Source organism: Achromobacter sp. KK8 (assembly GCF_054188005.1).
This window is the reverse complement of the sequence record NZ_CM135178.1, coordinates 2,911,179-2,935,691: the sequence shown is the minus strand read 5'-3', so window position 1 is coordinate 2,935,691 and position 24,513 is coordinate 2,911,179. Positions and strand designations below refer to the sequence as shown.

Here is a 24,513-nt window from a genome sequence, read left to right as displayed (position 1 = left end):
GTAGAATTTATGGTTTGAGGCACCGCCTTAATTCCACCAACAACTACTGGGAGTAAACATGAAAACTGTTGGCGACAAACTCGAGCCCTTCAAGGTTACCGGCGTCAAGCCCGGCTTCAACCAGCACGAAGAAAACGGCGTCTCGGCTTTCGAAGACATCACCGAAAGCTCGTTCCCCGGCAAGTGGAAGGTGATCTACTTCTACCCGAAGGACTTCACGTTCGTGTGCCCGACCGAAATCGTCGGCTTCAACAAGCTGGCCAAGGATTTCGAAGACCGCGACGCCGTCCTGCTGGGTGGCTCGAGCGACAACGAATTCGTCAAGCTGGCCTGGCGCCGTGAGCACCCGGACCTGAACAAGCTGGGTCACTACCAGTTCGGCGACACCACCGGCGCCCTGATCGACCAGTTGGGCGTGCGTGAAAAGGGTGCTGGCGTTGCGCTGCGCGCCACCTTCATCGTCGACCCGGACAACACGATCCAGCACGTTTCGGTGAACAACCTGAACGTCGGCCGTAACCCGGAAGAAGTGCTGCGTCTGCTCGACGGCCTGCAAACCGACGAGCTGTGCCCGTGCAACCGTACGGTTGGCGGCGCCACGCTGTAATTTCCAGCCCGGCCGGGACCTGCTCGCGGGTCCCTCGCCGGGCTTTAACTGCGCTGGATTATAGGTAAAAACTATGGAATTTCTGACGACCATTAAGGAACAGCTGCCGGATTGGGCCAAGGACATCCGCCTGAATCTGGACGCCGTGATCGCCCGCTCGACCCTGGCCCCGGAAGACGCCGTCGGCGCCGCCCTGTCGGCCGCCTACGCCGCGCGCAGCCCGGTGCTGATCGAAGCCTTCAAGAGCGTCCTGTCCGAAACCGACGCCAATGCCGCGCTGACCGCCTCGGCGCTCATGGGCATGAACAACACCTGGTACCCCTACGTCGAGATGAGCGGCGACGCCCAGCTCAAGAGCCTGCCGGCCCAGCTGCGCATGAATGCCTACGCCACCCATGGCGGCGTGGAAAAGAAGCGCTTCGAGCTGTTCGCGCTGGTGGCCTCCATCATCGGCAAGTGCCATTTCTGCGTCGGTTCGCACTACGAGAACCTGAAGCAGGACGGCCTGTCGACCGAGCAGTTGCGCGACGCCGGCCGCATCGCCGCGGTGGTCAACGCCGCCGCCCTGGCGCTGGCCGCGCAGGGCAAGTAAGCCCGCCTCCGCCACGCTGGCCCGCCCCGCCGCGCGCGGGCAATGAAAAGCCCGCCTGTTCGCACAGGCGGGCTTTCTTTATTTGCCGGAAGGCGCTTGCGCCGCCCCGCTGCCGCTATTGTCCCTGGGACTTGACGGGAGCCGTCGGCAGGCCGTTGGCGAGCCAGGCCTCCATGCCGCCGCGATACCAGTAGACCGGCCAACCCATCATGCCGGCGCGCAGCGCGGCGTTATAGGAGGAGCGGTCGTTCATGCCGGCGCCCACGATGATCAGCGGCACGTTGTGTTCTTTCTCGGTGCCCGTCTTCTTGTGCAGCCAGCCGTCAAAGGCTTCCTGCATCTGGTCCGTCACACTGCCGTCCGAACCCGCATCGCTCAGCGGGAAGGCGCCGGGAATGGTGTCGCGCAGGCCGCTGGTATCGATCACCAGGAAGTTCTTGTTCTTTTCATCGGTCAACAGGGCCACCACGTCCTTGGTGGTGATCACCTTGGCGCGGGGATGGGAGTTCGGCGTCGGGCCCTTGTAGGGCGCCGAGAACAGCAGGGTCGTCGGCGGCACGCCGCTATCCTGCAACTCGTCGAAACCGCCGTTGCCGGGCGCGCGCTGCGGCTGGCCGGCGGGCGGTTGCTGGCGCGGCTGCTGTTGCGGGGCCTGTTGCGGGGCTTGCTGCGGCGCCGCCCCGCCCTGCTTGGGCTCGCCACCGACCGTGCCCATCTCGATATCCGAGATCATCACCGCGATGTTCTCGATCAGCTCGTAGCACATGGTGATGGAGCCTTCGCGCGGGCTGTACCAGGCGTTGAGCTTGCCGCAGTCCTTGAAGACCACGTTCACCGGCCGCGGCAGCACGTAGGTCTGGCCCAGCAGCTTGATGTTGTTGGTGATGGCTTCGGACAGGTTGTTGGCGAACAGGTTGCCGATGCGGCGCGACGACGGCTCGAAGGTCACGTTCACCGGCGCGCCGGGGGCGTTCGCCGGCTGCTGGCCATCGGGCGACCACGTGCCGACGCGGGTATGCGGCGCCAGGATCCGGCGCCAGGCGCGGTTCTGCTTGGTGAATTCATCCGCGCAGCGCGCCTTGGTGCGGTCTTCGAAGCCGACCTGGTCGACCAGCGATGCGAACACGCCGGGGTTGCCGCCATACATGATGCACAGCATGTTGCGAAAGCGCTTGAGGTCGCCCGTGTGCTCGTCCTGCCAGGGCGAGTTGCCGGCGCCCTTGGCCTCGGCCAGCTTGCCGCTGTAGTACCACTGCAGGGCCGCGTACTTGGCCGCGCCCTGGGCCATGGCGTTGGTGTCCTTGTCGCTGGACGGGTACATGGTCGGCTCGACGATCTGCAGCGCCGAATAGATATCGACCGCGTCTTCCTCGGCGCCGGTCGAGGGCAGCTCCAGTTCGCCGATCAGCGCGTGGCCGAACTCATGCATGAAAATGCTGCGCATGATGCCGATGTACACCGCCACGATGCGCAGCGAGTCGCCGCCAAAGCGCGGATACGGGCCGGCCCCCGGCAAGCCGCTGCTGGCGCCGGAATCCGGCGAGGCCTGCGGCGCGCGCGTCGGCTGCTGTTGCGGTTGCCCGCCGCCGCCCTGGCCGGTGTTGGCATTGACGTTCGTGTTGATGGCGAAGTCCGCGATCCCGAAGGTGCCGACCTCGTAAGCCATGATGCCGAGCTCGGAACCCAGCGCGGGTTCGTTCTCGATATCGCCGATCTTCTGGCCATTGACGATGAAGCGCGCCGCGCCCGGCACCTCGACCACCTTGATGCGGTCGGAGCCGTCCAGCTTGGCCACATTGGGCACGTTGGCGATATCGCGGCGCTTGTCGCCGTCCAGACAGAACAGCAAGGTCTGCTTGGCGGCCGTGAGCTCGAGCAGGCACAGCCCCTTGCGCGAACGGTTGGTCAGCGCCAGGCCGATGGAAGCCTTGGGATTCTTCGAATTCAGGACCACGTTGACGTCGGTGATGCGGCCGCCTTCGGGCGGTTGCCCGACGTTCAGGTAGAGCGTCTGTTCGCTGCCGGCCGTGGCCTTGTTGCGCAGCGTGAACCAGCCATCCTCGACCCCTGCGGTCCAGCCTTGCAGCAGCTGCGTGCGGACAGCGCCCGCGAGCGGGCCGAGCTGTTGCTCGAATTCTGCATGTGCAGGCGAACCAAAGGCGACGAGAGCCACGAATAAGGCAGCGCCACGTACATGCATCCTAGTGTCCCTATTATCCAGACGTTAAGTAGCGGCAGAATATTCCAGTTCAAATGCCCCGGCAAGACGAAAACACAGGGCGTTTTCGGCCTGTGCGCCCCAAACGACGCGGGATTCACGCCAAACCGCAGCAGCTACGCGGTCCTCGCCCTTTTTTGCGGTTTGTTAATTTGTTGTGGACATGTATCCGTGCGAATAAAACAACGCTCGCGCGCGAAAAAAATGGCGCGGTAAACACCGCGCCATCGATGCCCGCAAGGTACGGGGGGCGGCGGGTCAGGCCCGGGCCAGCAGCGCCACCACCGTCGCGGAGATGCCTTCCTTGCGCCCCAGGTATCCCAGGCCTTCGTTGGTCTTGGCCTTGATGTTGACCTCGGTTTCGGCCAGGCCGGTATCGGCGGCGATGTTGCCGACCATGGCGGGCGCATGCGGGCCGATCTTGGGCGCCTGGGCATGCACCGTGGCATCGATGTTCACGGGCGTCCAGCCAGCCTGGCGCACGCGCGCCACGGCCTCGCGCAGCAACACGCGGCTATCCGCGCCCTTGAAGGCCGGATCGGTATCGGGGAAGTGGCGGCCGATGTCGCCCAGCCCGGCGGCGCCGAGCAGCGCGTCGGTGATGGCGTGCAGCAGCACGTCGGCATCCGAATGGCCCAGCAGGCCGTGGCTGTGCGGAATGGTCACGCCGCCGATGATCAGCGGGCGGCCTTCCACCAGCGCATGCACGTCAAACCCCTGGCCGACGCGGAAGGGAATACTCATAGCCATTTTTCCATCAGTTCGAAATCGTCCGGCCAGGTCACCTTGAAATTGCGCATGGCGCCGGGCACCAGCAGCGGCGCATAGCCCGCGGCCTCGATCGCCGAGGCCTCGTCGGTGACGGCAACGCCGTTCACCGCGGCCGCCGTCAGCGCATCGCGCAGCACGCCGGCGCGGAACATCTGCGGCGTCTGCGCCAGCCACAGGCCGTTGCGGTCCAGCGTGCGCTCGACCCGGTCGTGGCCGGCCTTGACGGTATCGGCCACGGGCAGCGCCAGCAGCCCGCCCACCGCATCCGCGAGGCAGGCGTCGATCAGGCGCGCCAGGGCCGGCGCCGGCAGGCCGGGGCGGGCCGCGTCATGCACCAGCACCCACGTGTCATCGGCCACGCCGCTCTCGGCCAGGGCGCCGGCCACCGTATCGGCGCGCGTCGCGCCGCCGCAGGCGCGCCAGACGGTGCGCGGCAGGCCGGCCAGGGCGTGGTCGACCCAGCCATCGCCGGGCGTCACCGCCACGCGCACCTGCGACACGCGCTCGTCAGCCAGCAGCGCCGCAACGGCATGGCGCAGCATGGGCTGTCCGGCCAACGGACGGTATTGCTTGGGCACGCTCTCGACGCCGGGGTGGCTGGCGCGGGCGCCGACGCCGGCGGCGGGAACGATTGCGATGATTGAGTCAGACATGGTGCGGTGATTTTATAATCTTCCGCTTGATGCCTGCTCCCAGTCTGATGCCCGCTCCCACCTCCTCCGCCACGGCAGCGCCGCCCGTCCCCGCGACCGCCCCCACTCTCGCCGCGCTCAAGCCCGGCACGCGCTATGCGCAACCCCGGCCACCCGGCTCGGGCGATGCCTGGCTGCTGGCCGACCTGGCCCGGCAGGCCGGCGCGCCGCTGGTGGTGCTGACCGCGGAGCCGCTGGAAGCCCAGCGCCTGGCCGAGGAAATCGCGCTGTTCGCGCCCGGCCTGCGGGTGCGCCAGCTGCCCGACTGGGAAACCCTGCCGTACGACGCCTTCTCGCCGCACCAGGACCTGATCTCCGAGCGCCTGCATACCCTGCATTCGCTGATGATGAAGACGGTGGACGTGCTCACGGTGCCGGTCACCACCGCGCTGTACCGGCTGGCGCCGCCGTCCTTCCTGGCAGCCTACACCTTCTCTTTCAAGCAGAAGGACAAGCTCAACGAAGCAGCGCTGCGCGCGCAGCTGACGCTGGCCAACTACAACCACGTCACCCAGGTCACCGCGCCCGGCGAGTTCTGTCTGCGCGGCGGCCTGATCGACCTGTTCCCGATGGGATCGGCGCTGCCCTACCGGCTTGACCTGTTCGACGACGAGATCGAGACCATCCGCAGCTTCGACGTCGACACCCAGCGCAGCCTGTACCCGGTGCGCGAGGTGCAACTGCTGCCGGGGCGCGAATTTCCCATGGACGAGGAATCGCGCAACCGCTTCCGCGCGCGTTTCCGCGAAGTGTTCGAAGGCGATCCCTCGCGCGCCCTGCCCTACAAGGACATCGGCAACGGCATCCCCTTCGCCGGGGTCGAGTACTACCTGCCGCTGTTCTTCGACGAGACGGCCACGCTGTTCGACTACCTGGCCGAAGGCACGCTCACCGTCACGGTCGGCGACATCGACGACGCCATGATGCGCTTCAGCCAGGACACCGGCAGCCGCTATGGCTTCCTGAAAAGCGACCGCGAACGGCCGGTGCTGCCCCCGTCCGCGCTGTTCCTGGACGAGCAGGCGCTGTACGCCCGCCTGAAGGATTTCCGCCGCCTGGCGCTGGCCGCGGGCCAGCCCCATCCCGACTTCCGCGCCGCGCCGGACGTGAGCGTGGCGCGCCGCGCCGAAGACCCGATCGCCAAGTTGCGCACGCATGTCGGCAAGCCGCAAGGCCGTGTGCTGCTGTGCGCCGACTCGGCCGGCCGCCGCGAGACGCTGGTGCAAATGCTGAACGAGTTCGGCGTCACCCCCGACGCGCAGCCGGACAGCATCGAAGCCTTCCTGGCTTCGGACGCCCACTTCGGCATCGTCGCCGCGCCCCTGGCCACCGGCTTCGAGTTGCCGCAGGCCAACCTGGCCTTCCTGACCGAGAACGACCTCTATCCGGGGCTGGCCAGCACCGGCCGGCGCGGCAAGCGCGACCAGGAACGCGCCAGCAACGTCGAAGCGATGGTGCGCGACCTGTCCGAACTGCGCGCCGGCGACCCGGTGGTGCACGCGCAGCACGGCATCGGCCGCTACCACGGCCTGGTCAACATGGACATGGGCGAAGGCGAGATGGAGTTCCTGCATCTCGAATACGCCAACGGCAGCACGCTGTACGTGCCGGTGTCGCAGTTGCACGTGATCGCCCGCTACAGCGGCGCCGATCCGGAAGCCGCGCCGCTGCACCAGCTCGGCTCGGGCCAGTGGGACAAGGCGCGCCGCAAGGCGGCCAAACAGGTGCGCGACACCGCCGCCGAACTGCTGGCGCTGTACGCCCAGCGCGCCGCGCGCGAGGGCTTCGCCTTCAACCTGCCGCTGAACGACTACCAGGCCTTCGCCGAAGGCTTCGGCTTCGAGGAAACGGCCGACCAGGCCGCCGCCATCGAGGCCGTGATCGCCGACATGACCTCGGGCCGACCAATGGACCGCCTGGTGTGCGGCGACGTCGGCTTCGGCAAGACCGAGGTGGCGCTGCGCGCCGCGTTCCTGGCCGTGGCCAACGGCAAGCAGGTCGCCCTGCTCTGCCCCACCACGCTGCTGGCCGAACAGCATGCGCAGACCTTCTCCGACCGCTTCGCCGACTGGCCGGTGCGGGTGGTGGAGCTGTCGCGCTTCCGCTCGGCCAAGGAAGTGTCCGCGGCCATCGAGGGCATCAACGACGGCCGCGTCGACATCGTCATCGGCACCCACAAGATCCTGTCCAAGGACGTGAAGTTCAAGCGCCTCGGGCTGGTCATCATCGACGAGGAACACCGCTTCGGCGTGCGCCAGAAGGAAGCGCTCAAGGCGCTGCGCGCCGAGGTCGACGTGCTCACCCTGACCGCCACGCCGATCCCGCGCACGCTCGGCATGTCGCTCGAAGGCATCCGCGACTTCTCGGTCATCGCCACCGCGCCGCAAAAGCGCCTGGCGATCAAGACCTTCGTGCGGCGCGAGGACGGCAGCACGCTGCGCGAGGCGCTGCTGCGCGAGCTCAAGCGCGGCGGCCAGTGCTACTTCCTGCACAACGAGGTCGAGACCATCCACAACCGCCGCGCCCGTCTCGAAGAGCTGGTGCCCGAGGCCCGCATCGCGGTGGCCCACGGCCAGATGCCCGAGCGCGACCTGGAACAGGTGATGAAGGGCTTCTACCAGCAGCGCTACAACGTGCTGTTGTGCACCACCATCATCGAAACCGGCATCGACGTGCCCAGCGCCAACACCATCGTGATCCACCGCGCCGACCGCTTCGGCCTGGCGCAGCTGCACCAGCTGCGCGGCCGCGTCGGCCGCTCGCACCACCAGGCCTACGCCTACCTGCTGACGCCGGGCGAGGATGCCATCACCAGCAACGCCAAGAAGCGGCTGGAAGCGATCCAGGCCATGGAGGAACTGGGCTCCGGCTTCTACCTGGCCATGCACGACCTGGAGATCCGCGGCACCGGCGAAGTGCTGGGCGATTCGCAGTCCGGCAACATCCAGGAAGTCGGCTTCTCGATGTACAACGAGATGCTCAACGAAGCGGTGCGCGCCCTGCGCGCCGGCGAAGAGCCGGACCTGGACGCGCCCTTCAACCTGGCCTGCGAGGTCAACCTGCATGCGCCGGCGCTGCTGCCGTCCGACTACTGCGCCGACGTGCATGCGCGCCTGAGCGTCTACAAGCGCCTGGCCCACGCCGCCGACGAGGACGACCTGATCCAGATCCAGGAAGAACTGATCGACCGCTTCGGCAAGCTGCCCGAGGCGGCGCAGACGCTGCTGACCACGCACCGCCTGCGCCTGGCCGCGCAACCGCTGGGCATCGTCAAGATCGACGCCAGCGAAACCCAGGCGCTGCTGCAGTTCGGCCCCAAGACCAGCGTCGATCCGGCCAAAATCATCGAGCTGGTGCAGCGGCAACGCCACATCAAACTCGCCGGACAGGATAAATTGCGGGTTGAGATCAAGGCCGCGCAGATCCCGGCTCGCGCCGATGCCGTGCGCGCCGTGCTGCGCGCCTTGAAGTAACCCGCCCCGACCTTCGCATTTTTATGACTATCCATCACCTCGTCGTCCAATCCCCCGGCCTGACCGTCGAACACGCCGAACAGCTCGCCGCCCTGGCGCAGGCGCAAGGCGTGGCCCGCATCAGCGCCACGGCCGCGCGCCTGCTCGACGTTCAGCACGACGACGCCACCCGCGCCGACGTGGTGGCGTGGGCCGAGCGCCATGGCATCGACACCGCCTTCGTGCCGGCCGGCCTGAAGCTGTCGCACTGCAAGGTGCTGGCGATGGACATGGACTCGACGCTCATCAACATCGAGTGCATCGACGAGATCGCCGGCGTGGCCGGCGTCAAGGACAAGGTCTCGGAAATCACCGAGGCCGCGATGCGCGGCGAGATCAAGGACTTCGCCGAAAGCCTGCGGCGCCGCGTGGCGCTGCTCAAGGACGTGCCGGCCGAAGCGCTGGAACAGGTCTACACCGAAAAGCTGCGCCTGAACCCGGGCGCAGAACGCCTGATCACCACCGCCCAGGCCGCCGGCATCAAGGTGCTGCTGGTGTCCGGCGGCTTCACCTTCTTCACCGACCGCCTGCGTGAGCGCCTGAAGCTGGACAGCGCGCACGCCAACACGCTGGAAATCGACAACGGCGTGCTGACCGGCCGCGTGCTGGGCGATATCCTGGACGCCGACGCCAAGGCCGTCTACCTGCGCGAGTTCGCCCGCACCCACGGCGCCACCAAGGAGCAGGTCATCGCCATGGGCGACGGCGCCAACGACCTGAAGATGCTGGGCGCCGCCGGCTTCCCGGTGGCCTACCACGCCAAGCCGCTGGTGCGGCAGCAGACCCGCTACGCGCTGAACGTCTCGGGCCTGGACGGCGTGCTGAACTGGTTCGAAAGCTGATCCTGCCTCAGTAGCGCATGTTCACGCTCAGGATCGCCGAGCGGCCCGGCGCGATGTTGGCGTAGTGCGCCGGATAGGCCTTGTCGTAGTAGGTCTTGTCGAACAGGTTGAAGACGTTCAGCTGCAGGTTCCAATTCTTGTTGAAGCGGTAACCGGCCATCGCATCGAAGCGCCAGTACGACGGGATGTAGGTGGTGTTGGTGGTGTTGCCGTACTGCTTGCCGACGTAGTAGGCGCCACCGCCCAGCGTGAAGTCCGGCGTCACCGCGTAGGTCGACCACAGGCTGAAGCTGTTCTCCGGCGTGTTGGGGAACGCATTGCCCTCGTCGGCGCCGGCGCCGTCCTTGAGCTTGCTCTTCATGAAGGTGTAGCCGCCGAACACCTGCCAGGCGGGCGTGATGCTGCCCGAGAAGCCCAGCTCCAGGCCGTTCACTTCCTTCTTGCCAGCCATGGCGTAGTCGCCCGACGGCAGCGTGACGCGGGCGTTGGTGGTCTCGGTGCGGAACAGCGCGGCCGTCAGCGTCATGCGGCGGTCCAGCACGTCCCACTTGGTGCCGATCTCGTAGGTCTTGTTCTTTTCCGGCGCCATGTCGGCCGCGTTCATGCCGACGTTGCCGCGGCCCGGCGTGAGGGCAAGGCTTTCGCTGCCTTCGCCCAGCGTGGCGTTGGACGGCGTCGACGAGGTCGCGTACGACACGTACACGCTGCCGTTGTCGGCCGGCTTGAACACCAGGCCCAGCTGGTAGTTCAGCAGGGTGTCGTCACGCTTGATGACCTGGTACTTGTTGGCCGGCGTATTGGTGAACTTGGTCTCGTAGCGGTCCAGGCGCAGACCGCCGTTGACCAGCCATTGCGGCGACAATTCCACCGTATCGAAGGCGTAGATCGACTTGGTGATGGTGCGCGAACGGGTCGGCTGGCCGACGCGGTCGCCGTCCAGCGTGTTGACCCAGGGATCGTGCGGATCCGGGTCGTACAGGCTGGTGCAGTTGTAGTTGGAGGCCGCGCCCAAGGACTTGCAGGCATTGGTCGCGCCGGAGCCGGAACCGCGATTGATCGCCAGCGTATCTTTCTTGCCCTCTTCCTTGGACAGCTCGATGCCCACGTTGAAGCTGTGCTTGAGCGAGCCGGTCTCGAACTTGCCCGTCAGCTCGGTCTGGTTGGCCAGGCTGTCGACGCGGCTGGCACGGGTGTTGGCGCGGCGCCAGACGCGGCCGTTGAGCACGTTGCCCTGGCTGTCGTCGGGCTGCGTCCAGACGTAGTCCTGGGTCGAATAGGTATAGCGCGTCATGTTGCGCAGGGTCAGGCGGTTCGAGAAATCGTGCTCGATGCCGATCGTGCCCATGTCGGACGTGGTCTTGCGGTAGTCGCTGGACAGGCCGTAGAAATTATTGCGGTCGACGCTGGCCGGACCGGTCTGCGTGACGCCCATGAAGCTGCCGTTGCGCTGCACCTTGGTGCTGGGATAGGCGTACGGGATGCCGCTGTCGGGCAGGTCGTCCGACTGCATGTGGTAGTAGCTCAGCGTCACGCGGGTCGGCGTGTTCACGCCGAAGGTGATGGTGGGCGCCACGCCCCAGCGGCTGTTGTTGACCATGTCGCGGCCGGCCACGTCGGCGTCGTGATACATGGCGTTCAGGCGGAAGGCGGTCTTCTCGCCCAGCAGCCAGTTGCTGTCGATCGTGCCGCGATAGTAGCTGTCGGTGCCGATGCCCAGGCTGGCCGCGGTGAAATTCTCGGCCTTGGCCGTCTTGCTGATCAGGTTGATGCTGCCGCCGGCGCCGCCACGGCCGCCAAAGGCGCCGTCCGAACCCTTGATGACCTCGATCTGCTCCAGGTTGAACACCTCGCGCGAGGTCGCGCCGATATCGCGCATGCCGTCGACGTAGGTGCTGGCCTGGGCGTCGTAGCCGCGGATGATCGGGCGGTCGCCGAGCGGATTGCCGCCCTCGCCCGCGCCGAACGTGATGCCCGGCGAGTTGCGCAGCGCCTCGGTCAGGGTGGACGCCGCCTGGTTCTGGATCACTTCCTGCGGAATGACCTGCACCGACTTGGGCGTGTCCAGCAAGGGCGCGGTGAACTTGGTGGAAGCGGAATCCTTGACGTCGTACGGCACCAGCGCATCGCCCTGCACCTGCACGGGTGTCAGCTGCGTCACGCCCTGTCCGCCCGATTGCGCCTGCGCGGCCGGAGCCAGGAACAGCGCCGGGGTCGCCAGCACCGCGGCCAGCGATCCGCTGAGCGACGTGACGGCAAAGGTGTCTTCGGATTTCAACGCTTTCTCCAGAATATGAATAGCAACGATTCTTGTTTTTTGGAAGGTTGCGATTCTGGCCTTCGAAGCTGAAAGCCTCCTGAAAGAAAGATCAATTCCCCGTAAAGTCGGGAAAAAAACAACACAAGTTAAGAGAACTTCATTGATGTGGCTTTGTATATAACGGGGGTATTCCCTGAAACCTCGCTGAATCCGCAAGGGATCCGAACGGATCCGGCCGTCACTCCTGCCTTCAAAAAAACCACCGCGAAGGTGGTTTTTTTGAAGGGTCCCGCTCAGTAGCGCAGTCTCACGGACAGCAGCGCCGCCCTGCCCGTGCCGAGCGCGGCGTGGTTCTTCGGCCTGGCCCGGGTGTAGAAAGTCTGGTCGAACACGTTCAGGACATTGAGCTGCAACGCCAGGTGGGAGCTGAACTTGTACTTGGCCATCGCATCGAAGCGCCAGTACGACGGCACCCAGCGCGCCTTGGGCGCACCGCTGGCATCGACGCCCGCGTCGGCGTTGCCGTAGACCTTGTCGACATAGTAGGCGCCGCCGCCCAACGTCAGTTCAGGCAGCACCTTGTAGGTGGACCACAGGCTGAACGCATTGCGCGGCGTGTTCGGCAGATCCTGGCCCTCGGCGCCGATGTCCTTCCGTCCGCCCCGGATCAGCTTGCTGTCCAGGAAGGTATAGCCGCCATAGATGTTCCATGCCGGCGTGATGGAACCGGAGAAGCCCAGTTCGATGCCGCGCACGCGGGTCTGGCCCGCCTGCTCGTATTCGTTCGGCAACACCTCGATGTTGGTGTTCCGGCGCGTATCCTGGAACACCGCGCCCGTCAGCGTCAGGCGTTCATCCAGGACCAGCCACTTGACGCCCGCCTCGACCGAACGGCTTTTTTCCGGCGCCGCCGCCTCGTCCGAGCTTTTCCTGAGAATGTCGGAAGCCGTGGCACCCGCCACCGCGGACGGCGTGGACGACGTGCCATAGGACGCATAGATCGTGCCTTGGGGCACGGGCTTGTAGGCCAGGCCCAACTGGTAGTTGAACAGATTGTCGGTGCGGCTGTAGCCCTGCTTTTTCTTGTCGTGGCCGCTGGTGCGGTAATTGTCCCAGCGCAAGCCGACGCTGGCCTGCCATTGTTCGTCGAACTTGAGGGTGTCGAAGCCGTATAGCGCCAGGGTGTCGGTGGCGTAGGGAGCCGGCCAGCTGCGGGCGGTGCGGCAAGGGTAGGCCACGTTCGGATCGGGATTGCGCAGCGAGGTCTGCGCCAGATCGGCCGGGCATTTGGTGACGCCATCCGAAGACAGGACCTGGTCGTTGGTATAGGCCATGGTCTGCTTCACGCTGGTGTACTCGAAGCCCAGGTCGAACCCGTGCTTGATGGCGCCGGTCAGGAACTCGCCGCTCAGGTCGGTCTGGTTCGCGAATGCCTTGGTGGTGTAGTACCTGCCGTAGGCCGGCCGGTCCACGAGCCCCGCGGGCAGGTTTGCGAGCGTGAGGTCGGGCTGGGTGGCGAGGTAATCGGCGGTTTCGCGGCCATATCGAACCACGTTGCGCAGCGTGAGCTTGTCGGAGAAATCGTGCTGGAAATCGACGGTGGCCATGCCATCGCGCGTCTTCATGAAGTCGCGTTCGGCCAGGCCGTAGAAGTTCTTGCGGCTGATCCCCAGGGTCTCCGTGACCGGCAGACCCACTCGCGGGTCGTAGGGGATGGAGTAGTCCGGCATGCTGTCGTTCTGGTAGTGGTAGTAGCTCAGCGTGATGCGGGTCGGCGTGCCCATCCCCAGCATCAGCGACGGCGCCACGCCCCAACGCTCGAAATTCACCGCCCTGTCGCGGCCCGGCACGTCACCCTTGGTGCCCATGACATTCAGGCGGAAAGCGGATTTTTCGCCCAGCCGCCAGTTGCTGTCGACGCTTCCCCGGTAGTTGCGATCGGTGCCGATCTGGCCCGTGACCTCGGTGGCATCCTTGGCCTTGGGCGCCTTGCTGACCAGGTTGATGCTGCCGCCCGCCCCGCCGCGGCCGGAATAGACCGAATCGGGCCCCTTGATGATCTCGACCTGTTCCAGGTTGAAGGTGTCGCGCGCCTGCATGCTGGCATCGCGCATTCCGTCCAGGAACAGGCTGCTGGCGGCATTCTGGCCGCGGATGACGGGCAGGTCGCCGCCGGCGCGCCCGCCTTCGCCAGCAGCGAAGGTGATACCCGGCGAGTTCTGCAGCACGTCCTGCAAGGAGCTGGCGGACTGGTCGGACATGACCTGCTTGGGCACCACCTGCACCGAACGCGGCGTGTCCAGCAGCGGCGCGGTCATCTTGGGCGACTGCGCGGCATCGGGCTGGTAGGGCGAATCCTCGCCCTCCACTTCCACCGGCGCCAGCTGCGTGACGCCATGGGCGCCGGACTGCGCCAGCGCATAGGGGCTGATGAACAGTGCGGGAACCGCCACCGCGGCAGCCAGCGAACTGGCCAGGGTATTCAATGCATACGAGTCTTCGTGCTTCACCATCAACCTCCAGAACATGCATGACAAGCATTCCTGTTTATGACAGGTTGCGATTCTGTATTGGAAAGCTGATCGAGTTCAGGCCGTGCCCGGAAATCGGACGCGGTAACGCGAGAGTGGTGCGGTGTGATGCCATTTCGCCACGAAAACGGCAATCGACGGCAACACTGTCACGCATAAGCAAAACGCCCCTTGCGGGGCGTTTGGCAGGTACTGCGAAGGCGTGGCGGGCGGTTCAGGTCCGCAGGCGGGGATGGCGCTTGAAGAGATAGCGATACACGAACCCCGGATAAGCCAGCACCAGGTACAGGCTCAACGTGATGGCGTAGAACTCCCAGGTCTGCGCGAAGCGATTGCCCAGCACGGACTCGAACGTGAAGCCCAGGGCGCCCACGATCAGGTAGAACACCAGCACTTCGACCAGGCGCATCCAGAACGGCTTGACGGCCTCGGCCCCGCCCTGCTTCCACGGCAGCACGGCGAACACGCGCTCCGTCAGGAAAGGCAGGTTCGCGCTGACCAGGGCCAGCGCGATCAGGAGCCATACCGCCAGGGTCTGGTTCATCGCCCGTTCCGCTTACAGGCTGAGCGAGCTGCGGATGGCCTGCACGCACAGGGCCATCAGGCCGCCGGGCAACAGGCCCAGCACCAGGATCAGCAGGCCGTTGACCGACAGCACGCCGCGTTGGCCGCAGGTGGCCGACATCGGGGCGGCATCGGCCGCCGGCTCGTCGAAGTACACGACCTTGACCACGCGCAGGTAATAGAACGCGCCGATCAGCGAGAACAGCACCGCGATCACGGCCAGCGTGACGTGGCCGGCGCTGACCAGCGCCTGCAGTACCGCCAGCTTGGCGTAGAAGCCCACCAGCGGCGGGATGCCGGCCAGCGAGAACATCAGCAGCAGCACGATGGCGGCATGCCACGGGCTGCGGCGGTTCAGGCCCTTCAGGTCGTCGATGTGCTCGCACTCGAAACCCTGCCGCGACAGCAGCAGCACGATGCCGAAGCTGGCCAGCGTGGTCAGCACGTAGGTCAGCATGTAGAACAGCGACGCGCCGTAGGCGGCGGACGCCAGTTCCGGCTTGCCGGCCACCGAGCCCGACATCAGGCCCAGCAGCACGAAGCCCATGTGCGAGATGGTCGAGTAGGCCAGCATGCGCTTGAAGTTGGTCTGCGCGATGGCGGTCAGGTTGCCGATGGCCAGCGACAGCACCGCCAGGATCATCAGCATCGGCTGCCAATCGGCCGCCAGGCCGTGCAGGCCGTCGACCAGCAGGCGCAGCGTGATGGCGAAGGCCGCCAGCTTGGGCGCGCCGCCCAGGATCAGCGTGACCGCGGTCGGCGAACCCTGGTAGACGTCCGGCACCCACATGTGGAACGGCACGGCGCCGAGCTTGAACGCCAGGCCCGAAACCAGGAACACGATGCCGAACACCAGGGCCAGCTTCTCGGCCTTGCCGGCGGCGATGACCTTGGAGACTTCGGCCAGGTCCAGGTGACCGGTGGCGCCGTAGACCATCGACATGCCGTACAGCAGGAAGCCCGAGGCCAGCGCGCCCAGCACGAAGTACTTCATGGCGGCTTCGGTGGCGACGACGTTGTCGCGACGCAGCGCGATCAGCGCGTACAGCGCCAGCGACATCAGCTCCAGGCCCAGGTAGATCGAGATCAGGTTGCCCGACGAGATCATCACCATCTGGCCCAGCAGGGCGAACAGCGTCAGCACGTACAGTTCGCCGCCACGCATCATGTCGCGCAACTGGGCGTAGACGCGGCCGTAGACCAGCGTGACCGCCACCGCGATGTACGAGGCGATCTTGAGCAGGTGCGACAGCTCGTCGGTGACGTACAGGCCGTTGAAGGTCGAACCCGTGACGCCGTTCTTCCACTGCAGCGCCGACACCACGGTCAGCACGCCCAGCGCCAGCATGGTCAGCAGGAACGTCGGCTTGCGCTCGGGGTGATTGCTGACCGCGTCGACGAGCAGGATAGCCAGGCCGAAAACCAGCAGGAGGATTTCCGGTGTCGCCAGGGCGAAATCGATTTGGGATTGCATCATTGTCTTGTCTTACAGTTTCGAGACGGCAACGTGTTGCAGCAGGGCCTCGACCGACACGTGCATCACGTCGGTGAAGGGCTTGGGATAGATCCCCATGTACAGCACGGCGATCGCCATCACGCCAAGAATCACGAATTCGCGGCGGTTGATATCGGTCAGCTCGCGGACGTGGTCGTTGGCGACGTCGCCCAGGACCACGCGCTTGACCATCCACAGCGAATACGAAGCGCCCAGGATCAGCGCGGTGGCCGCCAGCAGGCCGATCCAGAAGTTGTGCTCGACCGCGCCCATGATCACCATGAACTCGCCGACGAAACCGCTGGTGGCCGGCAGGCCGCTGTTGGCCATCGAGAACAGGATGAAGAACGTGGCGAAGCGCGGCATCACGTTGACCACGCCGCCGTAGTCGGCGATGCGGCGCGAGTGCATGCGGTCATAGAGCACGCCGATACACATGAACATGGCGCCCGAAACGAAGCCGTGGGAGATCATCTGCACGATGGCGCCTTCGACGCCGGCCGTGTTGAAGATGAAGAAACCCAGGGTGACGAAGCCCATGTGGGCGACCGACGAATAGGCCACCAGCTTCTTCATGTCGTCCTGCACGATCGCCACCAGGCCGATGTAGATCACGGCGATCAGCGACAGCGTGATCATCAGGCCGGCCAGGCTGTGCGAGGCGTCGGGCGCGATCGGCAGCGAGAAGCGCAGGAAACCGTAGGCGCCCAGCTTCAGCATGATCGCGGCCAGCACGATGGAGCCGCCCGTGGGCGCCTCGACGTGGGCGTCCGGCAGCCAGGTGTGCACCGGCCACATCGGCACCTTGACGGCGAAGGCCGCCAGCAGCGCCACGAAGATCAGGATCTGCGGGGTGTAGCCCAGCTTGGTCTGCTGCCAGGTCAGGATGTCGAACGAACCGCCCGAGGCATTCCACAGGTAGATGAACGCCACCAGCGTCAGCAGCGAGCCCATCAGCGTGTAGAGGAAGAACTTGAAGGCCGCGTACACCCGGTTCGGTCCGCCCCAGACGCCGATGATGATGTACATCGGGATCAGCGTGGCTTCGAAGAACACGTAGAACAGCATGCCGTCCAGCGCGCAGAACACGCCCACCATCAGACCCGACAGGATCAGGAAGGCGGCCATGTACTGCGACACGCGGCTGGTGATGACTTCCCAGCCGGCCAGCACCACGATGATGGTGATGAACGCGGTCAGGAGCACGAACCACAGCGAAATGCCGTCCACGCCCAGGTGGTAGTTGACGTTGAAGGCTTCGATCCAGGAGGTCTTCTCGACGAACTGCATGGCAGCCGTCTTGGAGTCGAACCCGGTGTACAGCGGGATCGTGACGAGGAAGCCGGCGATCGAGCCGATCAGCGACAGGCCGCGCGTCAGGCCGGGACGGTCGTCACGGCCCACCGCCAGCACCAGCAGGCCGAATACGATCGGGACAAAGATCGCAAGCGTGAGCCAGGGGAAAGTGTTGGATGCCATCTCGCTTGCCATCATTGGGGAATCAGCACAAAGAAAGTCACCAGCGCCATGATGCCGATGATCATCGCGAACGCGTAGTGATAGATGAAGCCGGACTGCAGGTGGCGGCTGATCGCCGACACCCAGCCCACCACGCGGGCGCTGCCGTTGATCAGCAGGCCGTCGATGATGCCGCGGTCGCCGGTCTGCCACAGGCCACGGCCCAGGCAGCGCAGGCCGCGGGCGATGATCTGCTCGTTGATCCAGTCGACGTAGTACTTGTTCTCAAGCACCTTGTTGACGCCCGACAGGCTCGACTTGATCGCGGCCGGGACCTTCGGGTTGATCAGGTAGCAGTACCAGGCGATGACCGCGCCGGCCACGACCAGCCAGAACGGCAGGGTCTGGAAGGCGTGCAGGCCGAAGGCGACCCAGCCGTGCCATTCTTCATGCAGTTCGTGCATGGCGGGATGCTGCGGCAGCACCGTGATCACGCCGTTGAAGAACTTGCCGAACAGCATCGGATCCACCGCCCAGGCGCCGATCAGCACCGACGGGATCGCCAGCAGGATCAGCGGCAGGGTCACGACCCAGGGCGACTCGTGCGGCTTGCCGCCGTGGTGGCCATGGTCGTCGTGGCCATGGTCGTCATGGCCGTGCGCGTCGTGGCCGTGGCCATGACCGTGGTCGCTGGTGTCGAAGCGTTCCTTGCCGTGGAAGACCAGGAAGTACACGCGGAACGAGTACAGCGAGGTCACGAACACGCCGATCAGCGTGGCGTAGTAGGCGAAACTGGCGCCCCAGACGTGGGCGGCGCCGGCCGCTTCGATGATGTGTTCCTTCGAGTAGAAACCCGAGAAGAACGGCGTGCCGACCAGGGCCAGCGTGCCCAAGAGGAAGGTGATCCAGGTGATGGGCATGTACTTGCGCAGGCCGCCCATGTTGCGGATGTCCTGGTCATGGTGCATGCCGATGATGACCGAGCCCGCGCCCAGGAACAGCAGCGCCTTGAAGAACGCGTGCGTCATCAGGTGGAAAATCGCCACCGAGTAGGCCGAGGCGCCCAGCGCGACGGTCATGTAGCCCAGCTGCGACAGCGTCGAATACGCCACCACGCGCTTGATGTCGTTCTGGATGATGCCCAGGATGCCCAGAAACAGCGCGCCGATGGCGCCGATCACGATGATGAACGACAGCGCGGTGTCCGACAGCTCGAACAGCGGCGAGAAGCGCGCGACCATGAAGATGCCGGCCGTCACCATGGTGGCGGCGTGGATCAGCGCGGAGATCGGGGTCGGGCCTTCCATCGAGTCGGGCAGCCAGGCGTGCAGGGGCACCTGCGCCGACTTGCCCATGGCGCCGATGAACAGGCAGATGCAGGCCACGGTCAGCAGCATCCAGTCCGAACCGGGCAGCGTCAGCTTGGACAGCTTGTCGGCCTGGGCGAACACTTCACCGTAGTGCATGGTGCCGGCGTAGGCGAACAGCAGGCCGATGCCGAGGACGAAACCGAAGTCGCCGACGCGGTTGATCAGGAACGCCTTCATGTTGGCGAAGATCGCGGTCGGGCGGGTGTACCAGAAACCGATCAGCAGGTACGACACCAGGCCCACCGCTTCCCAGCCGAAGAACAGCTGCACCATGTTGTTCGACATCACCAGCATCAGCATGGAGAACGTGAACAGCGAGATGTACGAGAAGAAGCGCTGGTAACCGGGATCGTCGGCCATGTAGCCGATGGTGTAGATGTGCACCATCAGCGACACCGAGGTCACCACGACCATCATCATGGCCGACAGCGGATCGATCAGGAAGCCGATTTCCAGCTTGGTCTGGCCGATCAGGCTCCAGGTGTAGACCGCGCCGTCGAAGCGCAGGCCGTTGAGCACGTCGCCCAGCACCACCACCGAACCGATGGCGGAGATGAGCACGCCCAGGATGGTGATGACGTGCGAGGCGCGACGGCCGATCGGACGGCCCAGGAACCCGGTGCCGAAAAGGCCCGCGAGGATTGCTCCGGCCAGCGGCGCCAGCGCGATGAGCAGGTAGAGATTGGGTGAGCTAGACATTTTCTTCCAATACCCCGTCAGCCCTTCAGGCGATCGAGTTCGTCAACGTTGATCGTGTTCAGGTTGCGGAACAGCAGCACCAAAATGGCCAGGCCGATCGCCGCTTCCGCGGCGGCCACGGTCAGGATGAAGAACACGAACACCTGGCCGGCGGTGTCGCCGAACCAGCTGGAGAACGCCACGAAGTTCATGTTGACAGCCAGGAGCACCAGCTCGATGGACATCAGCAGGATGATCAGGTTGCGGCGGTTCAGGAAGATGCCGAAGATCCCGATGGCGAACAGGATCGCCCCCAGGATCAGGTAATGGGCCAGCGTCAGCGTCATTGTTTTTCTCCTTGGGGCGCGGCGGGCGCGGCGGTGCCGTTCTGGGCCTGGGCGCGCTCGCTCTGGGCGGGCATGCTCACCATGCGGAAGCGGTCCTTCGAGCGCACGCGGACGGCAGCGACCGGGTCGTTGTACTTGACGTCGCGGCGGCGGCGCAGGGTCAGCGCGATGGCGGCAACCATGCCGACCAGCAGCAGCGCGGCGCCGACTTCGATGGCGTAGATGTACTGCGTGTACATCGCTTCACCGAGGGCGCGGGCGTTGTTGTAGTCGCCGGCGACCGGGGCCTGCGGGCCCGCGCCGTACCAGGTCGAACCCAGCACGAAGGCCATTTCCAGCACCATCACCAGGCCGATCACCAGGCCCAGCGGCAGGTAGGTCTTCATGCCCTGGCGCAGCGCATCCATGCGGATGTCGAGCATCATGACGACGAACAGGAACAGCACCATCACGGCGCCCACGTACACCAGCACCAGCAGCAGCGCGAGGAACTCGGCGCCCAGCAGCATCCACAGCATGGCCGCGTTGGCGAACGCCAGGATCAGGTGCAGGACGGCGGTGACCGGGCTGCGCGCGGTGATCACGCGGAACGCCGCGATCACCAGCACGGCGGCCAGTATGTAAAACAGGACAGTGGTAAAAGTCATGGATCAGGACCCTGGGCTCAACGGTAGGGAGCGTCTTCGGCCCGGCGGCGGGCGATTTCGGCTTCGTAGCGGTCGCCCACGGCGAGCAGCATGTCTTTGGTGAAATACAGGTCGCCGCGCTTTTCGCCGTGGTATTCGTGGATGTGCGTTTCCACGATCGAGTCCACGGGGCAGCTTTCCTCACAGAAGCCGCAGAAAATGCACTTGGTCAGGTCGATGTCGTAGCGCGTGGTGCGGCGGGTGCCGTCGTCACGCTGGTCCGACTCGATGGTGATGGCCAGCGCGGGGCACACGGCTTCACACAGTTTGCACGCGATGCAGCGCTCTTCCCCATTGGGGTAGCGGCGCAGCGCGTGCAGGCCGCGGAAACGCGCCGAGGTCGGCGTCTTTTCCTGCGGGTAGCGCAAGGTCACCTTGCGCTTGAAGAAATACTTGCCCGTCAGGCGCATGCCCTTGAGCAGTTCGGCCAGCATCAAGCTGCCGAAGAAATCTTTGATCGCTTCCATATCCTGCCTCTGCCTGGCGGCTTAGCGCCAAATGTTCCAGGGCGTCTGCATCCAGATCGCCACAATGACCAGCCAAACACCGGTCAGCGGGATGAAGATCTTCCAACCCAAACGCATGATCTGGTCGTAGCGGTAACGCGGGAACGACGCGCGGAACCACACGAACAACGAAACCACGACGAACGTCTTGAGACCGAGCCAGATCCAACCCGGGATCCAGGTCAGCGGCGCGATGTCGATCGGCGAAGCCCAGCCCCCCAGGAACATGATCGAGGCCATGCACGACAGCAGGATCATGTTGGCGTATTCGCCCAGGAAGAACAGCGCGAAGGCCATGCCCGAGTATTCGACCATGTGGCCGGCCACGATTTCCGATTCGCCTTCCACCACGTCGAACGGGTGGCGGTTGGTTTCGGCCACGGCCGAGATCACGTAGATCACGAACAGCGGCAGCAGCGGCAGCCAGTTCCAGGACAGGAACGTCAGGCCCTTGTCGGCGAACCAGCCGCGGTTCTGCACATGCACGATCTCGGACATGTTCAGGCTGCCGGACACCAGCAGCACCGTCACCAGCACGAAGCCGATGGCCAGTTCGTACGAGAGCATCTGGGCCGAGGCGCGCAGCGCGCCCAGGAACGCGTACTTGGAGTTCGAGGCCCAGCCGGCGACGATCACGCCGTACACGCCGATCGAGGTGATGGCCATGATGTACAGCAGGCCGGCGTTGACGTTGGCCAGGACCACGTCGGGGCCGAACGGCACCACCGCCCAGGCGGCCAGGGCCGGCATCAGCGTGACCACGGGGGCCACGACGAACAGCACCTTGTTGGCCTGGCTGGGGACCACGACTTCCTTGGTCAGCAGCTTGAACACGTCGGCGAACGGCTGCAGCAGCCCCTTGAAACCGACGCGGTTCGGGCCCATGCGCACGTGCATGGCGCCGATCATCTTGCGCTCCCAGTACGTCAGGTAGGCGACGCACAGGATGATGGGCACGGCGATGACCACGATCTTGATGATCGTCCAGAGAACCATCCAGACCGTCGGACCGAGCAATGCCGTTCCGTGGCTTTCAAGAACATTGAGCCATTCCATCAGGCACGCTCCACGCTGAGTTGACCAAATGCGCCACCCAGGGCTGCGGTATTTTCAAAGGCTGCGGCGATGCGCACGGCGCGATCGGCCACGGCGTCGTCCTGCACGGTCTCGAGCTCGACAGCGCCCTGCCCGCCCGTCACGCGCACCTTGACGCCGGCGGTCAGGCCGAGGCTGGTGAGCGTGTTGCCGTTCATGCGCGCGGCGGGCTGCTTCGAAGCCGGCGCGGCCTGCAGCGGTTCCGAGCGGCGCACCATGGCGTCGCTGCGGTAGATCGGCACGTCGGCGACGCGTTCAAGCCCGGTCAGGGGCTGGCCCAGGCCCAGCGGCGCCTTGATGTCGTTGGACAGGCGGCCTTCGACGCCACCGGCCAGCGCGGCATCGCGCACGGACTCGGAGGTTTCGTCATCGAAGCCGGCCAGGTGCAGGACGTTGCCCAGCACGCGCAGGACCTTCCAGGCCGGACGGGTCTGGCCGAACGGCGCGACCGTGCCCTTGAAGCTCTGGGCCAGGCCCTGGGCGTTGACGAACGTGCCCGAGGTCTCGGTGAACGGCGCCACCGGCAGCATGACGTCGGCCCATTCGGCGGCGGCCGAACGGTAAGGCGTCAGGGCCACGGCGAACTGCGCGCCGCGCAGCGCGGCGATGGCCTGCTGGCCGTTGTCGGCATCCAGCAGCGGCTCGGCGTGCAGCACCACGTAGGCCTTGAGCGGTTCGGCCAGCATGGCGGCGGCGTTCTTGCCGCCCTTGCCCGGGATGGCGCCGGCCAGGTAACCACCGACGGTGTTGCCGCCGGAGGTCAGGAAGCCGAACTTGCCGCCGGCCAGGTCGGCCACGGCGCGGCCGTTGGCGGCCAGGGTCGAGGCCTGGGCGCTGGCCACGGCCAGGTTGCCCATCAGCACGGCCGCGTTGGAACCCGACGCCAGGCTGGCGGCGATGATCTTGGCGTTCTCGCCCGGGGTGACCGAGGCGAACTCGGCCGGCACCGCGGCTTGCTTGGCTTGCGCCAGGGCCACGGCCACTTCGGCCAGGGCGCGCGGCAGCTCGGACGGGGCCACGGTGAGGCGGCCGGCGACCGGCATCAGGGGATCGTCGGCGGCACTGTCGACCATCAGGATCTGCGTGCCGCGCTTGGCGGCCTGGCGCAGGCGCTGGGCCATCAGCGGGTGGTCCTTGCGCAGGAACGAGCCGACCACCAGGACGCGGTCCAGGTTGTCGAGTTCGGCGATGGGCATGCCCAGCCACGGCGCGCCGGTCAGCGCGGCGTCGAACGCCGGGTCGGTCTGGCGCAGGCGGAAGTCGATGTTCTCGGAACCCAGCGCGCGGACCAGGCGGCCCAGCAGCGCGTATTCCTCGGTGGTGGCGTATTCCGACGCCAGGGCGCCGATCTGGCCGGCGCCAAAGCTGTCACGCACGCGCGACAGGCCCTGGGCCACGGCGGCCAGGGCGTCGGCCCAGGAGGCTTCCTGCCACTTGCCGTCGGTGCCCTTGATCATCGGCGCGGCCAGGCGGTCTTCGCTGTTCAGGCCTTCGTACGAGAAGCGGTCGCGGTCGCTGATCCAGCATTCGTTGATGGCTTCGTCCTCGAACGGCACCACGCGCATGACGCGGTCGCCCTTGACCTGGACCACCAGGTTGGCGCCCAGGCTGTCGTGCGGGCTGACCGAACGGCGACGGGCCAGTTCCCAGGTGCGGGCGCTGTAGCGGAAGGGCTTGGAGGTCAGCGCGCCCACCGGACAGATATCGATCATGTTGCCCGACAGTTCGGATTCGATCGAGCGGCCCACGAACGAGGTGATCTCGGAGTGCTCGCCGCGGCCCAGCATGCCCAGTTCCATGACGCCGGCGATTTCCTGGCCGAAGCGCACGCAGCGGGTGCAGTGGATGCAGCGGCTCATTTCCTCGGCGGAAACCAGCGGGCCCAGGTCCTTGTGGAACACCACGCGCTTTTCTTCCTGGTAACGCGAGGAAGAGCCACCGTAGCCCACGGCCAGGTCCTGCAGCTGGCATTCGCCGCCCTGATCGCAGATCGGGCAGTCGAGCGGGTGATTGATGAGCAAGAATTCCATCACCGACTTCTGAGCGGCGCGAGCCTTCTCGGAGCAGGTGTGCACGACCATGCCGTTCGTCACGGGGGTGGCGCAGGCGGGCAGCGCCTTGGGCGCCTTTTCCACTTCGACCAGGCACATGCGGCAGTTGGCCGCGATGGACAGTTTCTTGTGGTAGCAGAAATGCGGCACGTAAAGCCCGACTTTCTGGGCCGCATGCATCACCATGCTGCCCTCGGGCACTTCTACCGTATTGCCGTCGACGGTTAGTTCAACCATTGCT

Annotated in this window: 18 protein-coding genes; 4 read left to right on the top strand and 14 right to left on the bottom strand. The window is 65.7% G+C overall.

Annotated features, from left to right (window positions below; all coding sequences use genetic code 11):
• Positions 1 to 58: 58 nt before the first annotated feature.
• Positions 59 to 607, top strand: a complete 549-nt coding sequence (locus ACVN9Z_RS13570; protein WP_006389231.1) for a peroxiredoxin — start codon at positions 59 to 61, stop codon at positions 605 to 607.
• 73 nt (positions 608 to 680) lie between these two features.
• Entirely contained in the window at positions 681 to 1,199 is a 519-nt protein-coding gene (locus ACVN9Z_RS13565; protein ID WP_458213469.1) for a carboxymuconolactone decarboxylase family protein, read from the top strand.
• 115 nt (positions 1,200 to 1,314) lie between these two features.
• Here ACVN9Z_RS13565 and ACVN9Z_RS13560 read toward each other — a convergent pair whose 3' ends face one another.
• The 3 genes from ACVN9Z_RS13560 to ispD all read right to left on the bottom strand — a co-directional run bounded on the left by ACVN9Z_RS13560 (position 1,315) and on the right by ispD (position 4,841).
• A complete protein-coding gene (locus ACVN9Z_RS13560; RefSeq protein ID WP_458213468.1) occupies positions 1,315 to 3,372 on the bottom strand; it encodes a DUF4344 domain-containing metallopeptidase in 2,058 nt (685 codons plus the stop codon).
• A gap of 303 nt (positions 3,373 to 3,675) precedes the next feature.
• The gene (gene ispF / locus ACVN9Z_RS13555; protein ID WP_047992188.1) at positions 3,676 to 4,161 is read right to left on the bottom strand and encodes a 2-C-methyl-D-erythritol 2,4-cyclodiphosphate synthase; all 486 of its coding nucleotides are present in this window, start codon (positions 4,159 to 4,161) and stop codon (positions 3,676 to 3,678) included.
• A complete protein-coding gene (ispD, locus tag ACVN9Z_RS13550) occupies positions 4,158 to 4,841 on the bottom strand; it encodes a 2-C-methyl-D-erythritol 4-phosphate cytidylyltransferase (RefSeq protein ID WP_024068081.1) in 684 nt (227 codons plus the stop codon). Before ispD ends, ispF begins: the two co-directional genes overlap by 4 nt.
• Before the next feature lie 29 nt (positions 4,842 to 4,870).
• Here ispD and mfd point away from each other — a divergent pair, with 29 nt between their 5' ends.
• The gene (gene mfd, locus ACVN9Z_RS13545; protein WP_458213467.1) at positions 4,871 to 8,353 is read left to right on the top strand and encodes a transcription-repair coupling factor; all 3,483 of its coding nucleotides are present in this window, start codon (positions 4,871 to 4,873) and stop codon (positions 8,351 to 8,353) included.
• A gap of 23 nt (positions 8,354 to 8,376) precedes the next feature.
• Positions 8,377 to 9,234 carry a phosphoserine phosphatase SerB gene (gene serB / locus ACVN9Z_RS13540; RefSeq protein WP_020924737.1) on the top strand — a complete coding sequence of 286 codons (858 nt, stop codon included), beginning with the start codon at positions 8,377 to 8,379 and terminating at the stop codon, positions 9,232 to 9,234.
• Positions 9,235 to 9,241: 7 nt separating this feature from the next.
• Here the strand turns inward: serB and ACVN9Z_RS13535 are convergent, their stop codons facing one another.
• The 11 genes from ACVN9Z_RS13535 to nuoG form a co-directional block, all read right to left on the bottom strand.
• On the bottom strand, positions 9,242 to 11,509 hold the full coding sequence (locus ACVN9Z_RS13535) for a TonB-dependent receptor (protein ID WP_054471959.1): 2,268 nt from the start codon (positions 11,507 to 11,509) through the stop codon (positions 9,242 to 9,244).
• Between the two features lie 275 nt (positions 11,510 to 11,784).
• Positions 11,785 to 14,019: a TonB-dependent receptor gene (locus ACVN9Z_RS13530; protein ID WP_458213466.1), complete on the bottom strand. Its 2,235-nt coding sequence runs from the start codon at positions 14,017 to 14,019 to the stop codon at positions 11,785 to 11,787.
• A gap of 217 nt (positions 14,020 to 14,236) precedes the next feature.
• Positions 14,237 to 14,566: a DUF2818 family protein gene (locus ACVN9Z_RS13525; protein WP_024068076.1), complete on the bottom strand. Its 330-nt coding sequence runs from the start codon at positions 14,564 to 14,566 to the stop codon at positions 14,237 to 14,239.
• A gap of 12 nt (positions 14,567 to 14,578) precedes the next feature.
• Complete coding sequence (gene nuoN / locus ACVN9Z_RS13520) at positions 14,579 to 16,063, bottom strand: NADH-quinone oxidoreductase subunit NuoN (protein WP_006389222.1); 1,485 nt, start codon at positions 16,061 to 16,063, stop codon at positions 14,579 to 14,581.
• 9 nt (positions 16,064 to 16,072) lie between these two features.
• Positions 16,073 to 17,575: an NADH-quinone oxidoreductase subunit M gene (locus ACVN9Z_RS13515; RefSeq protein WP_047992185.1), complete on the bottom strand. Its 1,503-nt coding sequence runs from the start codon at positions 17,573 to 17,575 to the stop codon at positions 16,073 to 16,075.
• Entirely contained in the window at positions 17,572 to 19,608 is a 2,037-nt protein-coding gene (gene nuoL / locus ACVN9Z_RS13510; RefSeq protein ID WP_047992184.1) for an NADH-quinone oxidoreductase subunit L, read from the bottom strand. Before nuoL ends, ACVN9Z_RS13515 begins: the two co-directional genes overlap by 4 nt.
• A gap of 17 nt (positions 19,609 to 19,625) precedes the next feature.
• Positions 19,626 to 19,934 (bottom strand): NADH-quinone oxidoreductase subunit NuoK, encoded by a 309-nt coding sequence (nuoK, locus tag ACVN9Z_RS13505; protein WP_006217969.1) that lies wholly within the window; start codon positions 19,932 to 19,934, stop codon positions 19,626 to 19,628.
• Complete coding sequence (locus ACVN9Z_RS13500) at positions 19,931 to 20,581, bottom strand: NADH-quinone oxidoreductase subunit J (protein ID WP_020924742.1); 651 nt, start codon at positions 20,579 to 20,581, stop codon at positions 19,931 to 19,933. Before ACVN9Z_RS13500 ends, nuoK begins: the two co-directional genes overlap by 4 nt.
• 17 nt (positions 20,582 to 20,598) lie before the next feature.
• Positions 20,599 to 21,087, bottom strand: coding sequence for an NADH-quinone oxidoreductase subunit NuoI (gene nuoI, locus ACVN9Z_RS13495; protein ID WP_006389216.1), 489 nt, complete (start codon positions 21,085 to 21,087; stop codon positions 20,599 to 20,601).
• A gap of 21 nt (positions 21,088 to 21,108) precedes the next feature.
• Entirely contained in the window at positions 21,109 to 22,182 is a 1,074-nt protein-coding gene (nuoH, locus tag ACVN9Z_RS13490; RefSeq protein ID WP_006389215.1) for an NADH-quinone oxidoreductase subunit NuoH, read from the bottom strand.
• Positions 22,182 to 24,509 carry an NADH-quinone oxidoreductase subunit NuoG gene (gene nuoG / locus ACVN9Z_RS13485; RefSeq protein ID WP_458213465.1) on the bottom strand — a complete coding sequence of 776 codons (2,328 nt, stop codon included), beginning with the start codon at positions 24,507 to 24,509 and terminating at the stop codon, positions 22,182 to 22,184. Before nuoG ends, nuoH begins: the two co-directional genes overlap by 1 nt.
• Positions 24,510 to 24,513: the final 4 nt, after the last annotated feature.

Coding starts and splice junctions, on each gene's coding strand:
- ACVN9Z_RS13570 (WP_006389231.1), top strand. CDS start 59: ATGAAAACTGTTGGCGACAAACTCGAGCCCTTCAAGGTTACCGGCGTC.
- ACVN9Z_RS13565 (WP_458213469.1), top strand. CDS start 681: ATGGAATTTCTGACGACCATTAAGGAACAGCTGCCGGATTGGGCCAAG.
- ispF (WP_047992188.1), bottom strand. CDS start 4,161: ATGAGTATTCCCTTCCGCGTCGGCCAGGGGTTTGACGTGCATGCGCTG.
- ispD (WP_024068081.1), bottom strand. CDS start 4,841: ATGTCTGACTCAATCATCGCAATCGTTCCCGCCGCCGGCGTCGGCGCC.
- mfd (WP_458213467.1), top strand. CDS start 4,871: ATGCCTGCTCCCAGTCTGATGCCCGCTCCCACCTCCTCCGCCACGGCA.
- serB (WP_020924737.1), top strand. CDS start 8,377: ATGACTATCCATCACCTCGTCGTCCAATCCCCCGGCCTGACCGTCGAA.
- ACVN9Z_RS13530 (WP_458213466.1), bottom strand. CDS start 14,019: ATGTTCTGGAGGTTGATGGTGAAGCACGAAGACTCGTATGCATTGAAT.
- ACVN9Z_RS13525 (WP_024068076.1), bottom strand. CDS start 14,566: ATGAACCAGACCCTGGCGGTATGGCTCCTGATCGCGCTGGCCCTGGTC.
- nuoN (WP_006389222.1), bottom strand. CDS start 16,063: ATGATGCAATCCCAAATCGATTTCGCCCTGGCGACACCGGAAATCCTC.
- ACVN9Z_RS13515 (WP_047992185.1), bottom strand. CDS start 17,575: ATGATGGCAAGCGAGATGGCATCCAACACTTTCCCCTGGCTCACGCTT.
- nuoL (WP_047992184.1), bottom strand. CDS start 19,608: ATGTCTAGCTCACCCAATCTCTACCTGCTCATCGCGCTGGCGCCGCTG.
- nuoK (WP_006217969.1), bottom strand. CDS start 19,934: ATGACGCTGACGCTGGCCCATTACCTGATCCTGGGGGCGATCCTGTTC.
- ACVN9Z_RS13500 (WP_020924742.1), bottom strand. CDS start 20,581: ATGACTTTTACCACTGTCCTGTTTTACATACTGGCCGCCGTGCTGGTG.
- nuoI (WP_006389216.1), bottom strand. CDS start 21,087: ATGGAAGCGATCAAAGATTTCTTCGGCAGCTTGATGCTGGCCGAACTG.
- nuoH (WP_006389215.1), bottom strand. CDS start 22,182: ATGGAATGGCTCAATGTTCTTGAAAGCCACGGAACGGCATTGCTCGGT.
- nuoG (WP_458213465.1), bottom strand. CDS start 24,509: ATGGTTGAACTAACCGTCGACGGCAATACGGTAGAAGTGCCCGAGGGC.